The sequence below is a fragment of the Mesorhizobium sp. RCC_202 genome, assembly GCF_041355295.1.
In the GTDB taxonomy this organism is placed as follows: Bacteria; Pseudomonadota; Alphaproteobacteria; order Rhizobiales; family Rhizobiaceae; genus Mesorhizobium.
In genome coordinates, this window is record NZ_JBFUPO010000001.1 from 560,984 (window position 1) to 575,385 (window position 14,402).

Consider the following 14,402-nt stretch of genomic DNA (forward strand, 5'->3'; position numbering starts at 1 on the left):
TCTCTCCCAAGGCAAAGGTTTTCAGGGCACCTTCGCCTGTCTTGCGGCATCGCGCAACGGGAGAATGGCCGCGAAAAACAGCGGCCTTAAGATCAGACGACGACGACCGGATTTCTTTTCGAAACGCGGCTGTAGAGATCGATGATGTCCTGGTTGATCAGGCGCACGCAGCCCGACGACATCGCCTGGCCGATGCTCCACCATTCCGGCGAGCCGTGGATGCGATAGCCGGTGTCCTTGCCATCCTGGTAGATGTAGAGCGCCCGCGCCCCGAGCGGATTGGTGAGGCCGCCGGGCTGGCCGCCCTGCCACTTGACCAACTCCGGCTTGCGCTGGATCATTTCGGGCGGCGGCGTCCATACCGGCCATTCGCGGCCATACTGGATGTTGGCGCGGCCCGACCAGCGGAAACCGTCCTTGCCGATGCCGACGCCGTAGCGGATGGCGTCGCCGCCCGGCTGGACCAGATAGAGCATGCGCTCCTTGAGATGGACGACGATGGTGCCCGGCGCCTCGCCGGTCTGGTCGACGACGATCTGGCGGCGGAACTGCGGCTTGACCTTCTGATAAGGCACCGCCGGCACCTCGAAGCCGCCGTCGGTGAGCGAGGCATACATGACGTCGGGGCCGGTGATATTCTTGTCGACGCTGATCGCCGGGCGCATGGGCGGCACGGAGCCGGTGACGGTGTTGTCGAGCTGCATTTGCGGCAGGTCGAGCGTGTCGGTGGTGCTGCAGCCGGCCATGCCGAGCAGCGCCATGGCGCCGGCGCCGGAAAGCACGGCGCGGCGGGAAAGCTGAATTTCGGTATCGATCGTCTCGCCGTTCGACGGCGGCGCTTGCGGCAACTCACGCATCTACCCAAACCCTACGCTGCCGGCTGGAAGCACAGTCCGGCCGGATCGAGGCATTTTCGTCATTCATGGTTGAAAAAGCGTGAAAGCGCCGGACCGCGCTTAACCATAACCGTCCGATAAGCCGCAGCCGAAGCGGAGGAGGCCGGCACTGACGATTATTTCAGCGGCCTCTTTACAATTTCAGCGGCCCAAGGATTTATCCTGTTCTTTGCGCTCAAGGAGTAAGGAAATGTCCTTCGAAAACTGGGCTGCCTTTGCCGCCGCCTCTTCCATCCTGCTCGTCATCCCGGGCCCGACGATCCTGCTGGTCGTCTCCTATGCGCTGGGCCAGGGCTGGCGCACCGCGCTGCCGATGGCGGTCGGCGTCGCGCTTGGCGACTTCACCGCCATGACGCTGTCGATGCTGGGCATCGGCGCGCTGCTTGCGGCTTCGGCCACCGTGTTCACCGTCCTGAAGGTGATCGGCGCCGGCTATCTGATCTATCTCGGCATCAAGCTGTTCCGCGCCGGCGGCGCGCTGAAGGCCGAGCCGCGCACCGACGCGGTGTCGGCGGTAAGGATGATGGCGCATGCCTGGCTGGTCACGGCGCTCAACCCGAAGAGCATCACCTTCTTCGTCGCCTTCCTGCCGCAGTTCCTAGACCGGCATGCCGATTTCTGGACGCAGATGCTGATCTTCGAGACGACCTTCCTGACTTTGGCTTTTGCCAATGCCTTCGGCTATGCGCTGGTGGCATCCAGGGCCCGCGCCATCGTGCGCAATCCGAAAGCGATCCGCATCTTCAACCGCACCGGCGGCACACTGCTGGTCGGCGCCGGCATCGCGACGGTGGCGATGCGCTCGGGGAATTGAGGCCAGACGTGGATTCGCTCCACCACGCAGCGCTCGCGCTGCCCTGCCTGCCGGCATCCTCTCCCCCGTGACGGGGAGAGGAAAGCTCACCATTTGACGCTGAGCCCCAGATTTCCTTCCAATATCCGCCGCTTTTCGCCGCCGAGATTGGTGGTGTAGTCGGCAGTAGCGAAGACGCTGACCTTGTCGGTCACCTTGGCGACCACGCCGCCGCCGAACTCGAAGGACGTCGACCTGCTCTCGGTCGAGATGTCGGTGCCTTCGAAATCGACGTGGTCGGTGCCGCCGAAATCATGCCAGAGATCGGCCTTGAAATAGGGTTGCAGCGCCACGCTGTTCAGCACCGTCTCGCCCTGCAGCCTGACCCCGATCCTGCCGCTGACGTCGTCGTTGGAATCGAAGGACACCGAGGAGAACCTGTCCCTGGCATCGTCGAGCGATAAATGCTGCCAGACCAGTTGCGCCTGCGGCTCCAGCGTCCAGCCTTGTCCAAGTGCCAGCGGATAGCCGCCTTCCAGCGATGCGGTGACGCCTGTGCCGCCGACATCGATGCCGATGTCTCGGGTCGAGGTAGCCGAACCGCCAAAGAAGGTCGCCATCAGCACGCCGTCCAGATACCAGCCGTCCTTGCCGATACGGGTCCAGTAGCCGCCGACGCTGGTGCCGGTGACATCGAGACTGCCCACGGCAAGATCGTTCTGGCCCAGCGCCTGGCCGCGCAGGTCGCCATTCATGCTGCCATAGGCGATGAACAGGCCGGCGCGGTCGACGTCACCCGAGGCTGTCTCACGGCCGAGAAGGTCGAAGCCGGCCTGCAGACCGAACAAGGTGCCGTCGAAGGAGGGCGACACCGTTCCCGACCAGTCCGTCTTTGCGTCCTGGCCGAAGATGCGGCCCCAGACCGGCTGCAGATCGGTGTCGGACGACAACAGGCTCTGTTCGCCGCGGCGTTCGTGGAAGGTGCCTAGCGTGGCCATCGCCAGATGCCCGGCCACCGGCGACACGGCCGAATAGACCGGCACCTCGATGCGGTAGAGCACGATCTGCTGACCCGCGGCCGGCGTCGGCAGCTCCGGCGCGGCGGTCGGCACCGGCGGCGGTGGCGGTGGCGGATCGGCGGGCGGCGCCTCAACCGGCGCCGGCGGCGGCTCGGGCTCGGGGTCGCTTGCCTGCACCGGCGGCGTCGGGTCGACCGGCGGATTGTTGATGTCGCCGTCGGTCGGCACCGGCACCGGCGGCAGGTCGGAGGGCGGCGGCGGGGGCTCGGTTGCCGGCGGTACCGGTTCGGGCTCGGGCGCCGGCTCGTTTGTCGGTGGCGCCGCGGCCGGCGTTGCCGGCGTCGTCAGGGTCGAGCGCAGATACCAGTTCTCCTCGGTTCCGGCGCCGGCTCCGCCCTTGAACAGGTAATATTCGAAGGCGCCGGCCGCGACCGGCGCGCTGAGCGCAAAAGCGCCGGCGCTGGCCGTAGCGCCATTGACGGCCTGCACGACCATAATGCCGTCGGCAGTGGTCAGAGCGCCGGCGCCGCCGACATTGACCACGCCGATGCCGGTCGACCCTGACGCCGTGCCGCCCGAGAGCACCAGCCTGTCGGAGGCGGAATTGTCGTCGCCGAGTTCGGTCTGGAGAAGCAGCAGGCCGCCGAGCCCGGTGTAATTGCCGTTGATCGTCAGCCGGTCGGTGGCGCCGGTGCTCCCATTGGTCAGGTCGATGCGGCCGGCATTGACCACACTGGCCAACTGCCCAGCGGTGAAGGCCTGGATGGCCGAATTGAAGCCGCCGCCGTAGATCGTGCTTGCCTGATCGACGTTGAGCGACCCAGTGCCAGTGCCCGAGTCGCCCAGCGTAAGGTTGCCGTCCAGCGTCAGCTCGGTGTCGTCGGTGGCGTTGATGGTCTCCCAGTTTTGAACCCTGGCGATGCCGTCCAGCTTGACGTTGTCCAAGGTGAGCGCGTCGGTGCCAAGGCCGCCGTTCAATGCATCGGCACCGCCGAGATTGGCCCTGGTGAGGTTGCTCAACTTGGCGGTGTCATTGTCGCCGCCGAGATCGACGCTGCCATAGATGATGCCGCCGCCGTCCCAGACGAAACTGTCGGCGCCAAAGCTCATCAACACATCGCCGCCGACCGTGCCGCCGGTGATGGTGACGCTGTCATCGCCGCCGCTGACGCTGATGTTGCCGCCGATCGTGCCGCCGGAGAGGATGATGGTGTCCTGGTCGAAGCCGGTGACGAGGTTGCGGTCGATGGTGCCGCCCGACATATTGAAATAGTTCTTGTCGAGCTTCATGTTGACGCGGCCGATGCGGCCGCCGGTCATCACCGCGCGGTCGCCATCGTCGAAGAAATCGACGATGCGGCCGCCGCTCATCGTGAAGGTGTCGAGCCCATCGCCCTGGTTGAGCGAACCGATCTGGCCGCCGCTCATGTTGAAATCATCGATGCCGGCGCCCTGCTGGACATTGCCGGTGACCGTGCCGGCGCCGATGGTGAAGAAATCGGTGCCGCCGCCCTGATCGACGGCGCCGGTAATGGTGCCTGACTGCATGTCGATGCGATCGGTGCCGGCGCCGAAGGTGACGTTGCCGCTCACCTGCCCGGTGCCGCCAGCGGGGAAGGTCAGCGTGTTGTCGCCATCAGTGTCGGTGAGGCCACCGCCTGAATCGCCGCTATCGCAAACATAGGCGGTGTTTCCCGCCGGTGGACTGAGCACGCATGCCGCGAAAGCCGGGGAACTGGACAGCAACCCAAGTGCTGTACTTGCAAGCAAGCTAATAAAGCATGGACGTTGGTGATGAGGCTTCCACCTTGCCGAAGCAACCGCCTCCAGTGATCTCCCGAAACGACTGTCCGGAAGCCTGTTCTTCAGGTGCCGCATCGCGTCCCTCTCGATTCGCGATTTCAAGCTCCCCGCCCGGCGCCGCAATGAAGACACAATTGGGCAGCTTTTACAAAGCCTAATCTGTCTTCCATGGTTGATAAACTGCGAAGGCCGCAAAGTGAGCTTCGATATTGATGGGGCCAGACATCGCTTGGCGCAGCGGTCGCTGATGCTTTAGGATCGCTTGCGCATCAGCAATTCTGAGACCACCGAAGGGCCGGCATGGCAGTGAAGGACGTATTCGGCCTGACACATTCGGGCGCGAGCGAGGCCGGATTTTCATCCTACGCCAGAGCCGTCCATGAGCTGCAATGCTTCATCGGCGACCCGGTCGGATCGATCGACCGCGCCATTGCCGATGATCCCGCCTTCGTCATGGCGCATGTCTTCAAGGGCTACCTGTTCGGCCTTGCCACCGAGCGGGAGGCGAGCGCTGTTGCGCAGTCGTGCTATTTGGCTGCGTTGCCGCTGGCGGCAACGGGGCGTGAAAAGGCCCATGTCGCGGCGCTTGGTCATCTCGCAGCGGGTCGTTGGCATGAAGCCTCGCGTCTGCTCGAGGACATAGCCATCGACTTCCCACTCGATGCTGTGGCATTGCAAACCGGCCACCAGATCGACTTCTTCACCGGCAACGCCCGCATGCTGCGCGATCGCATCGGCCGGGCGCTGCCGGCCTGGCAACGGGGAATGCCGGGCTATCACGCGGTCCTCGGCATGCAGGCCTTCGGGCTGGAGGAAATGGGCGACTACCCGCGTGCCGAAGCTTTCGGCAAGCAGGCAATCGAGATCGAGCCACGCGACGGCTGGGCGCAGCACGCGGTGGCGCATGTCATGGAAATGCAAAGCCGGCAAAGAGACGGCATTGCCTGGATGCGGGCTAATCCGGACGCCTGGACGAAAGATAGCTTTCTCCAGGTCCACAATTGGTGGCATCTGGCGCTGTTCCACTACGACCTCGGCGAGACCGATGAGGTGCTGAAGCTCTATGACGGACCGATCTTCGGCGCTCGCTCGACGCTGGCGCTCAACATGGTCGACGCTTCGGCGATCCTCTGGCGGCTTTATCTCGGCGGCGCCGATGTCGGCGACCGCTGGCAGGCGCTGGCGGCCAATTGGGCGCCGAAGGCGTCGGCCGGCAACTACGCCTTCAACGACGCCCATGCGATGATGGCCTTTGTCGGTGCCGGGCTGGAGGCGCCGGCAAGGACGCTGCTCGAAGCGCAGCGCGAGGCGATGCGCGGCGACGACGACAACGCCGCTTTCACGCGCGATGTCGGCCACCCGCTGACCTTGGCGATCAAGGCCTTTGGCGAGAGCCGTTACGAAGACGCGGTGCGCCTGATCCGGCCGATCCGTTCGATCGCCCACCGCTTTGGCGGCAGCCATGCGCAGCGCGACGTGGTCGACCTGACGCTGATCGAGGCGGCGTTGCGTGCTGGAGACAAGGGACTGGCGCGGGCGCTGACCGCCGAGCGCCAGCTGGCGCGGCCGGACAGCCCGCTGTCAGCGCTCTTCTCGCGGCGCGCCGCCAATTTGTCAGAGAATTGACCCGAAGCGGATCTTGTCTTAAAAACTGGCCAAGCCAGATTTTTTCGAGATCCGAAAAAATTAATGGCGATGGGAGGATATCATGTATCTCGGCCTCGACCTGGGCACCTCGGGCGTCAAGGCGCTGCTGATCGATGATGACCAGAAGGTCATCGGTTCCGGCCACGGTTCGCTCGACGTCTCGCGGCCGCATCCCGGCTGGTCGGAGCAGGATCCGGCGCATTGGCTCGAGGCCTGCGAGACGGCGATCGCCGAGCTCAAGGCGGCGCACCCTAAAGAGCTAGCGGCGGTCAAGGGCATCGGCCTGTCCGGCCAGATGCACGGCGCCACCTTGCTTGACGCTGGCGACAAGGTGCTGCGCCCCTGCATCCTGTGGAACGATACGCGCAGCCATGTCGAGGCCGCCGCGCTCGATGCCGACCCGCGTTTCCGCAAGCTGACCGGCAACATTGTATTCCCCGGCTTTACCGCGCCGAAGCTTGCCTGGGTGAAGAACAACGAACCCGCCATCTTCGCCAAGGTGGCCAAGGTGCTTTTGCCCAAGGACTATCTGCGGCTGTGGCTGACCGGCGAGCATATTTCGGAAATGTCGGATTCGGCCGGCACCTCATGGCTCGATGTCGGCCGGCGCCGCTGGTCTGCCGAGTTGCTTGCGGCGACGTCGCTCGACGAAAAACATATGCCGTCGCTGGTCGAGGGCACGGCTAAGGCCGGCGGCTTGCGCGGCGAGCTGGCATCGAAGTGGGGCATCGCGGCCGGCATCCCGATTGCCGGCGGTGCCGGTGACAATGCCGCCTCGGCCTGCGGCATGGGCACGGTCGGCGCCGGCCACGCTTTCGTTTCGCTCGGTACGTCTGGCGTGCTGTTTGCCGCTAATGCGTCCTACCTGCCCAATCCCGAAAGCGCGGTGCACACATTCTGCCACGCACTGCCCGCGACATGGCACCAGATGGGCGTCATCCTGTCGGCGACGGATTCGCTGAATTGGCTGTCGGAGATCACGGGAAAGAGCGCCGGCGACCTGACCAGCGAGCTTGGCGACACGCTCAAGGCGCCGACAGGCGTCAGCTTCCTGCCCTATCTGTCGGGCGAGCGCACGCCGCACAATGATTCCGCCATTCGCGGCTCGTTCACCGGTCTCGCGCATGAATCGAGCCGTGCCGTGCTGACACAGGCCGTGCTCGAAGGCGTTGCCTTCGCCTTCCGCGACAGCCTCGAAGCGCTGAAAAAAGCCGGCATGACACTGACCCGCGTCACCGCGATCGGCGGCGGCTCGCGCTCGCGCTACTGGCTGAAGGCGATCGCCACCGCGCTGCAGGTGCCGGTCGACATCCCCGCCGACGGCGATTTTGGCGCGGCGTTTGGGGCGGCCCGGCTTGGATTGATTGCGGCGACGGGTGCGGATCCGCTGCGCGTGTGCACGGCGCCGAGGACGGAGGCGACGGTTGAGCCGGACGCAGGGCTGGGCGGGGCGTATGCGGACGCCTATCAACGCTATTGTTCGCTCTATCCGGCGATCAGGGCCGTAACGGCGTGAGTTTGCGCGAAGCCCCCCTCTCTGCCCTGCCGGGCATCTCCCCCTCAAGGGGGGAGATTGGCAGTTGGGACGCCCCGCTCATTCCTGCAACGCTGGAGATTGGCGAAAGCCGACGCGACATCCAATCTCCCCCCTTGAGGGGGAGATGTCCGGCAGGACAGAGAGGGGGGCCTCGCGCCTCCCTTACCCAGTTGGCCTCACTGCGCCGGCACCTTGTCGAAGAAGCCGGTGACGCTCTTCAGGCGGCCGTTTTCGATGACGCCGATGTCGGTGCCTTCGATGAAGGATTCTGTGCCTTCCGGCCCGAGGGCCCACGAGAAGCGGATGCTGTCGCCAAACCCGTCCGGCGTGCCCTTCAGCGCGAAACGGAAGCCGGCAAAGCGCTGCTGCACACCGTCGATGAGTGCCGCGATGCCTTCGTGCCCATCGCCCTGCATGACCGGGTCGCGGTAGCTGGCATCGCGGGTGAAAGCTGCGTCGAGCAGCGCCTTGCGCTTCGTCGCATCGCTCTCGTTCCAGGCGGTGATGTAGTTGCGGGCGATCGTGTTGAGGTCGGTCATTTCTTTCATCCTTCGTTGGATCGTTTCGACATGACCCTTTTCGCCCGACGAAAGAGCCAAACCAATTACGCCTGAGGTAATCGGGCTGAGTGAGAGGAAGGAAATCATGAGCAGCGGATTTTTCGGCGACATCAAGAAGATCAAATATGAAGGGCCGGATTCGACCAATCCGTTGGCCTACCGCCACTACAACCCCGACGAGGTCGTCGCCGGCAAGCGGCTCGAAGACCATCTGCGCTTCGCGGTTGCCTATTGGCATTCCTTCGCCTGGCAAGGCGGCGACCCGTTCGGCGGCCAGACATTCGACCGCCCCTGGTTCGCCAAGCCGGGCGGTGTCGACACGATGGAACTGGCGAAGCTCAAGGCCGACGTCGCCTTCGAGATGTTCTCGCTGCTCGGCGCGCCCTATTTCTGCTTCCACGATGCCGATGTTCGCCCGGAGGGCAAGGATTTCTCCGAAAGTGCCGCGCGTCTCGACGAGATCGCCGACTATTTTGCGGCCAAGATGAGAGAGACCGGCGTCAAGCTGCTCTGGGGCACGGCGAACCTGTTCTCCAATCGCCGCTTCATGTCGGGCGCGGCCACCAATCCCGATCCGGATGTGTTCGCTTATGCGGCGGCGACGGTGAAGAGCTGCATCGACGTCACCAAGCGGCTGAAGGGCGAGAACTATGTGCTGTGGGGCGGGCGCGAGGGCTATGAGACGCTGCTCAACACCGACCTTGCCCGCGAGCAGGAACAGGCCGGCCGCTTCCTCAACCTCGTCGTCGACTACAAGCACAGAATAGGCTTCAAGGGCACGATCCTGATCGAGCCGAAGCCGCAGGAGCCGACCAAGCACCAGTACGACTACGATGTCGCGACCGTCTACGGCTTCCTCAAGCGCTTCGGGCTGGAGAAGGAAGTAAAACTTAACATCGAGCAGGGCCACGCCATCCTGGCCGGCCACTCCTTCGAGCACGAACTGGCGCTGGCCAATGCCTTGGGCGTCTTCGGGTCGATCGATATGAACCGCAACGACTATCAGTCCGGCTGGGACACCGACCAGTTCCCCAACAATGTGCCGGAAATGGCCTTGGCCTATTACCAGGTGCTGCAGGCCGGCGGCTTCAAGACCGGCGGCACCAATTTCGACGCCAAGCTCAGGCGCCAGTCGCTCGACCCGGAGGACCTTTTGATCGGCCATATCGGCGGCATGGATTCTTGCGCGCGCGGCCTAAAGGCGGCGGCAAAGATGGTCGAGGACAAGGCGTTGTCCGGCCCGCTCGCCGAGCGCTATGCCGGCTGGAACACGGCCGAAGGCAAAGCGATGCTTTCCGGCAAGCGCACGCTGGAGGAGATCGCCGAGCGCGTGGTGAAGAAGAAGATCGAGCCGCAACCGCGCTCCGGCCGGCAGGAATTGCTCGAAAACATCGTCAACCGCTACGTCTGAGACGCCCAGGTCGACGTCATCTGGACCTGTATCTGCCCAAGGTGGCTGAAAGCCACTTTGGGCGACTTCTGCTAGCTCGAATGCTCTTCATGCGCTCAAAGGACAATTTGCGCGCGCGTTGCATGGAGACCAGAAGTGAGCAAGATCACCCTACGCAAGGCCCGGGACGGCGACATTCCAGCGCTAAAGCAGGTGCTGCAGGAGACGTTCGAAGGCACCTGGATGCCGCATATCAGTGCGGCTTCGGCGCAGCGTTATGTCGAGACGGATATCGGCGGACGCTATGTCGACGAGTACTGGCGCGACCTCGCAATTGCCGAGGTCGACGGCGAGGTCGCCGGGCTCATCCATTGGCGCGACGATTTCATCGAGGCCGTGCATGTGAAGGCTGATCGCCAGGGCCAGGGCGTCGGCCGCGCCTTGCTTTCCCATGCCGAGCAGCAAATAGCGGCCGCCGGTTTCGAGCAGGCGCGACTCGAGACCGACACCTTCAACATGCCGGCGCAACGCGTCTATCGCGCGACCGGCTATGTCGAGAAAGACCGCTATCCCGATGACGAATGGGACAGCGGCTTCACCACCGTGCTGTTCGTCAAGCCACTCGAAGTCGTGACTGGTTAGACCCCGGCCTCCGCCGGGAACGCGCTTGCCACAAACTGCGCCCGGCGGACAAAACTTTGCCCCGCGCCGCCCCTCAATCACCTCGCTCCTGCCTTCAAACTGCCGTCACGTAGCTCGTATAAGGATGGCCTGTGGCGGGTGAAAAGGAAGGAGGCGAACCGATATGCAGCACGAACGCGAAATCGACGCCCTGCTCTCATCCGGCGAGACCGGATCGATCATCGATCGGCTGATGGCGTTGCCGAGACCAACCGACGACGTGAAAACCCAATGGGACCGCGCCGTCAGCAACCGTTTTGAAATCCGTCTGGCGCGACAGATGCGCTCGCAGTTGGACAAGAATGCCGCTTAACCCCGGCGAAGCCTGACCGGCGCTTCGCCGAAAGCCCTCGAAAATGCCCTGGAAAACGCCGCGGCGGACGAGAATCCCGTCCGCCCGGCGATATCCGCCATGGCCACCCGCGTGTCGACCACCAGCCGGCGCGCCGCGCCCAGGCGCAGTCTCAAATAATAGGCGCCCGGCGTCTCGCCGATCGACTTGCGAAAGATGCTTTCCAGGGTGCGCGCCGTCACGCCGGCGCGCTTGGCTATGGCTTCTATGGTCAGCGGCTGGTCGACATGCGCTTCCATCAGCCGGATGGCTTGCGCCAGGCGTGGATCGTAGCCATCGAGCCGGCCAAGCGAAACCAGCGGCTGCGCATCGGTCGCCACGCGCGACTGATCATAGATGAATGCGCTTGCCACATCGAGCGCCACGGCCATGCCGAGCCGGGTGCGGATGAGGTGCAACATCAGGTCCAGGGTCGGCGACGCACCGCCCGTGGTGAAGACCGGCCCGTCGACGATGTATCGATCGGGGCGTACATCGACGCCCGGAAAGGCCGACGAGAAATCCTCCATGTCCTCCCAGTGGGTGGTGGCGCTGCGCCCTTCCAGCAGGCCGGCGCGCGCAACCAGCCAGGTGCCGGCCTCGACGCCGCCGCAGGCTCGGGCCGAGCGCGCCGCGCGGCGCAGCCCGGCGAGCAGCGCCGACGTGGCATAGTTTTGGGTGCCGAAGCCCGCGACCACGATCAGGACATCGGTTGGTTCCGCGGCATCGAATCGGCCGCTGACCGCCACCGGCAGGCCGCATGTCGTGACCGGCGCCTCGCCGGTCACCGAAACCAGCTTGAAGTCGAACAGGGTTTCGCCGGCGATGCGGTTGGCGGCGCGCAGCGGATCGACGGTGCACGCCACGCACATGATGGATGCTCCGGAAAACACCAGCAGCGTCACCTTGAGCGGCGAGTGCTCAACGCGAAAGATTGTCGGCTTTTCGTTTTTAGTCATACCTCCTTCGTAAAGTGCAAAACAGTCCCTCGCAAGTCGCGCAATGCTGTGCTCTGTTTCCGACTGGGAGGAGAGTTCTATGCCGCTCGCGATGAACCGTGAGGTCTTCATTACCTGTGCCGTCACCGGTTCCGGCGGCACGCAGGACCGCTCGTCGCATGTGCCGCGCTCGCCCAAGCAGATCGCCGATTCGGCGATCGATGCCGCCAAGGCCGGCGCCGCCATTGTCCACTGCCATGTCCGCGATCCCGAGACCGGCAAGCCGAGGCGTGACGTCCATCTCTACCGCGAAGTGACCGAGCGCATCCGCGACGCCAATGTCGACGTGGTGCTGAACCTCACCGCCGGCATGGGCGGCGACATGGTGTTCGGTTCGACGGAGGCGCCGCTGCCGCTCAACGAAAAAGGCACCGACATGGGCGGCGCGACCAACCGCATGGAACATGTGCGCCAATGCCTGCCGGAGATCTGCACGCTTGATTGCGGCACGATGAATTTCAACGAGGCCGATTACGTCATGACCAACACGCCCGGCATGCTGCGCGCCATGGGCGGCATGATGACGGCGCTGGGCGTCAAGCCCGAGATCGAGGCCTTCGATACCGGCCATTTATGGTTCGCCAAGCAGTTGGTCGAGGAAAAGGTGCTCAACGCCGACGCGCTGGTGCAGCTCTGCATGGGCGTGCCGTGGGGTGCGCCCGACGATCTCAACACCTTCATGGCGATGGTCAACAATGTGCCGTCGACCTGGAACTGGTCGGCTTTCGCCATCGGCCGCAACCAGATGGCCTACGCAGCCGCGGCGGTGCTGGCCGGCGGCAATGTGCGCGTTGGGCTGGAAGACAATCTGTGGCTCGACAAAGGTGTTTTGGCGGCCAACGCCCAGCTGGTCGAACGCGCCGCAAACATCGTAACCAATCTCGGCGCCCGGATCCTCGGGCCGGACGAAGTGCGCAAGAAGCTCAACCTGACCAAGCGGGCGCCAATCGCAGCCGCGGCGTAAAGCGGAGGCTGACCATGACGATCGTAAAATTCACCGCGATGAAGGACGGCGACAGGCAAGACTACGAGTTCCTGACCGCCCATGAAATCGACTATGCCGCCAAGACCGGCGAGCGCTTGCTCGACGCGCTGGTGCAGCTCGACGAAGGCCTGTCCGGCTACAAGATTACAAGGCTGGGCCACTCCCTGCAGGCCGCGACGCGAGCCTGGCGCGACGGCGCCGATACCGACTGGATCGCCTGCGCGCTGCTGCACGACATCGGCGACATCTATGCACCTTACAATCACGACGAATATGCCGCGTCGATCCTGAAGCCCTTCGTGCGCGAGCAATGCACCTGGGTGGTGGAGAAGCACGGCGACTTCCAGCGGCTCTACTACGCGCATCATCTGGGCGGCAACCGCCACGCCCGCGACCGCTTTGCCGGCCACGCCTATTTCGACGATTGCGACCAGTTCTGCGAACGCTGGGACCAGTCGAGCTTCGACCCCGACTACGAGACGATGCCGGTCGAGTTCTTCCGGCCCTTCGTGCTCGAAGTCTTCGCCCGCAAGGCCTACGATCCGGCGGTGATCCGCGCCGGCGAGCGCGTGGCCCTCATCGATCCCGAAACAGCCAAGACAAGAACCGGAGCCTGACCATGAGCATCATCAACAAGGCGGCCGCCATTGGCGGCGGTGTCATCGGCGCCGGCTGGGTGGCGCGGCTGCTGTTGAACGGCATCGATGTGTCGATCTTCGATCCCGATCCGGAAGCGTCGCGCAAGGTCTCGGAAGTGATGAAGGGCGCGCGCCGCGCCTATAAGCAGATGCTGCCCGGCGGCCTGCCCAAGGAAGGCAAGCTGACCTTCGCCAAGACCATCGCCGAAGCGGTGGCCGATGCCGACTTCATCCAGGAAAGCGTGCCGGAGCGGCTCGACCTCAAGCACAGGGTGCTGGCCGAGATCGACGCGCATGCGCCGGCCAACGCCATCGTCGGTTCGTCGACCTCCGGCATCAAGCCGACCGACATGCAGGTGGCGATGAAGAAGCATCCCGAGCGGCTGGTGGTCGGCCATCCGTTCAACCCGGTTTATCTGTTGCCGCTGGTCGAGATCGTCGGCGGCGAGCAGACTTTTCCCGAGGCCATCGAAGTCGCCAAGGAGCTCTATGCCTCGATCGGCATGAAGCCGGTGGTGGTGCGCAAGGAGATCGAAGCATTCGTCGGCGACCGTCTGCTCGAAGCCGCCTGGCGCGAGGCGCTGTGGCTGGTCAAGGACGGCATCTGCACCGTCGAGGAACTCGACGACATCATGCGCTACTCCTTCGGCCTGCGCTGGGCGCAGATGGGCATGTTCCAGGTCTATCGCGTCGCCGGCGGCGAAGCCGGCATGCGCCATTTCATGGCGCAGTTCGGGCCGTGCCTGAAATGGCCGTGGACCAAGCTGATGGACGTGCCGGAGTTCAACGACGAGCTGGTCGACCTGATCGCAACGCAGTCGGACGAGCAGGCGCATGGCCTGTCGATCCGCGAGCTGGAGCGGATCCGCGACGACAATCTGGTCGCGATCATGGATGCGCTGTCGAAACAGAACAAGGGCAAGGGCTGGGGCGCCGGCGCGCTGCATAAGGACTACACCAAGCAGCTCGCCAAGCTGGCGGCGAAGCCGGCCGCCAAGGCTGCGGACAAGGCAAAAGCTGTCAAGTCGGCGAAGAAAGCGGCCAAGCCGGCAAAGGCCGAGAAGCCGGTCAAGGCAGTCAAGATCGAGAAGCCGAAGAAAAAGAGCGGCAAGAAGAAGGGCTGA

At 64.4% G+C, this 14,402-nt stretch carries 13 protein-coding genes; 9 read left to right on the top strand and 4 right to left on the bottom strand.

Annotation, left to right across the window (positions count from 1 at the left end; translation table 11 throughout):
* Positions 1–92: 92 nt before the first annotated feature.
* A complete protein-coding gene (locus AB6802_RS02560; RefSeq protein WP_371008428.1) occupies positions 93–857 on the bottom strand; it encodes a L,D-transpeptidase in 765 nt (254 codons plus the stop codon).
* Positions 858–1,086: 229 nt separating this feature from the next.
* On the opposite strand from AB6802_RS02560, the gene AB6802_RS02565 reads away from it, so the two are divergent.
* Entirely contained in the window at positions 1,087–1,710 is a 624-nt protein-coding gene (locus AB6802_RS02565) for a LysE family translocator (RefSeq protein WP_371008429.1), read from the top strand.
* Positions 1,711–1,796: 86 nt separating this feature from the next.
* Here the strand turns inward: AB6802_RS02565 and AB6802_RS02570 are convergent, their stop codons facing one another.
* Positions 1,797–4,586 carry an autotransporter outer membrane beta-barrel domain-containing protein gene (locus tag AB6802_RS02570; RefSeq protein WP_371008430.1) on the bottom strand — a complete coding sequence of 930 codons (2,790 nt, stop codon included), beginning with the start codon at positions 4,584–4,586 and terminating at the stop codon, positions 1,797–1,799.
* 225 nt (positions 4,587–4,811) lie between these two features.
* Here AB6802_RS02570 and AB6802_RS02575 point away from each other — a divergent pair, with 225 nt between their 5' ends.
* Together AB6802_RS02575 and xylB are read left to right on the top strand one after the other, a co-directional pair.
* On the top strand, positions 4,812–6,137 hold the full coding sequence (locus AB6802_RS02575) for a tetratricopeptide repeat protein (RefSeq protein WP_371008431.1): 1,326 nt from the start codon (positions 4,812–4,814) through the stop codon (positions 6,135–6,137).
* An 82-nt stretch (positions 6,138–6,219) separates the two neighbouring features.
* Positions 6,220–7,674 carry a xylulokinase gene (gene xylB, locus AB6802_RS02580; RefSeq protein WP_371008432.1) on the top strand — a complete coding sequence of 485 codons (1,455 nt, stop codon included), beginning with the start codon at positions 6,220–6,222 and terminating at the stop codon, positions 7,672–7,674.
* Between the two features lie 197 nt (positions 7,675–7,871).
* Here xylB and AB6802_RS02585 read toward each other — a convergent pair whose 3' ends face one another.
* Positions 7,872–8,234: a nuclear transport factor 2 family protein gene (locus tag AB6802_RS02585; RefSeq protein ID WP_371008433.1), complete on the bottom strand. Its 363-nt coding sequence runs from the start codon at positions 8,232–8,234 to the stop codon at positions 7,872–7,874.
* 106 nt (positions 8,235–8,340) lie between these two features.
* Between AB6802_RS02585 and xylA the strand changes: the two genes are divergently transcribed.
* The 3 genes from xylA to AB6802_RS02600 all read left to right on the top strand — a co-directional run bounded on the left by xylA (position 8,341) and on the right by AB6802_RS02600 (position 10,639).
* On the top strand, positions 8,341–9,666 hold the full coding sequence (gene xylA / locus AB6802_RS02590; protein ID WP_371008434.1) for a xylose isomerase: 1,326 nt from the start codon (positions 8,341–8,343) through the stop codon (positions 9,664–9,666).
* A 135-nt stretch (positions 9,667–9,801) separates the two neighbouring features.
* Positions 9,802–10,287: an N-acetyltransferase family protein gene (locus AB6802_RS02595; protein ID WP_371008435.1), complete on the top strand. Its 486-nt coding sequence runs from the start codon at positions 9,802–9,804 to the stop codon at positions 10,285–10,287.
* Between the two features lie 163 nt (positions 10,288–10,450).
* Positions 10,451–10,639 carry a hypothetical protein gene (locus tag AB6802_RS02600; protein ID WP_371008436.1) on the top strand — a complete coding sequence of 63 codons (189 nt, stop codon included), beginning with the start codon at positions 10,451–10,453 and terminating at the stop codon, positions 10,637–10,639.
* On the opposite strand, the gene AB6802_RS02605 is transcribed toward AB6802_RS02600, so the two are convergent.
* A complete protein-coding gene (locus AB6802_RS02605; RefSeq protein ID WP_371008437.1) occupies positions 10,636–11,616 on the bottom strand; it encodes a GlxA family transcriptional regulator in 981 nt (326 codons plus the stop codon). The genes AB6802_RS02600 and AB6802_RS02605 overlap by 4 nt on opposite strands.
* A 79-nt stretch (positions 11,617–11,695) precedes the next feature.
* On the opposite strand from AB6802_RS02605, the gene AB6802_RS02610 reads away from it, so the two are divergent.
* Genes AB6802_RS02610 through AB6802_RS02620 form a run of 3 tightly spaced genes read left to right on the top strand, consistent with a single transcriptional unit; the run spans position 11,696 to position 14,402 of the window.
* Positions 11,696–12,619: a 3-keto-5-aminohexanoate cleavage protein gene (locus AB6802_RS02610; protein ID WP_371008438.1), complete on the top strand. Its 924-nt coding sequence runs from the start codon at positions 11,696–11,698 to the stop codon at positions 12,617–12,619.
* Between the two features lie 14 nt (positions 12,620–12,633).
* Positions 12,634–13,257, top strand: a complete 624-nt coding sequence (locus tag AB6802_RS02615; RefSeq protein ID WP_371008439.1) for an HD domain-containing protein — start codon at positions 12,634–12,636, stop codon at positions 13,255–13,257.
* Between the two features lie 2 nt (positions 13,258–13,259).
* A complete protein-coding gene (locus tag AB6802_RS02620) occupies positions 13,260–14,402 on the top strand; it encodes a carnitine 3-dehydrogenase (RefSeq protein ID WP_371008440.1) in 1,143 nt (380 codons plus the stop codon).

Excerpts from the sequence above, each read along its gene's own strand:
- AB6802_RS02560 (WP_371008428.1), bottom strand. The coding sequence starts at position 857 with ATGCGTGAGTTGCCGCAAGCGCCGCCGTCGAACGGCGAGACGATCGAT.
- AB6802_RS02565 (WP_371008429.1), top strand. The coding sequence starts at position 1,087 with ATGTCCTTCGAAAACTGGGCTGCCTTTGCCGCCGCCTCTTCCATCCTG.
- AB6802_RS02570 (WP_371008430.1), bottom strand. The coding sequence starts at position 4,586 with ATGCGGCACCTGAAGAACAGGCTTCCGGACAGTCGTTTCGGGAGATCA.
- AB6802_RS02575 (WP_371008431.1), top strand. The coding sequence starts at position 4,812 with ATGGCAGTGAAGGACGTATTCGGCCTGACACATTCGGGCGCGAGCGAG.
- xylB (WP_371008432.1), top strand. The coding sequence starts at position 6,220 with ATGTATCTCGGCCTCGACCTGGGCACCTCGGGCGTCAAGGCGCTGCTG.
- AB6802_RS02585 (WP_371008433.1), bottom strand. The coding sequence starts at position 8,234 with ATGACCGACCTCAACACGATCGCCCGCAACTACATCACCGCCTGGAAC.
- xylA (WP_371008434.1), top strand. The coding sequence starts at position 8,341 with ATGAGCAGCGGATTTTTCGGCGACATCAAGAAGATCAAATATGAAGGG.
- AB6802_RS02600 (WP_371008436.1), top strand. The coding sequence starts at position 10,451 with ATGCAGCACGAACGCGAAATCGACGCCCTGCTCTCATCCGGCGAGACC.
- AB6802_RS02605 (WP_371008437.1), bottom strand. The coding sequence starts at position 11,616 with ATGACTAAAAACGAAAAGCCGACAATCTTTCGCGTTGAGCACTCGCCG.
- AB6802_RS02610 (WP_371008438.1), top strand. The coding sequence starts at position 11,696 with ATGCCGCTCGCGATGAACCGTGAGGTCTTCATTACCTGTGCCGTCACC.
- AB6802_RS02615 (WP_371008439.1), top strand. The coding sequence starts at position 12,634 with ATGACGATCGTAAAATTCACCGCGATGAAGGACGGCGACAGGCAAGAC.
- AB6802_RS02620 (WP_371008440.1), top strand. The coding sequence starts at position 13,260 with ATGAGCATCATCAACAAGGCGGCCGCCATTGGCGGCGGTGTCATCGGC.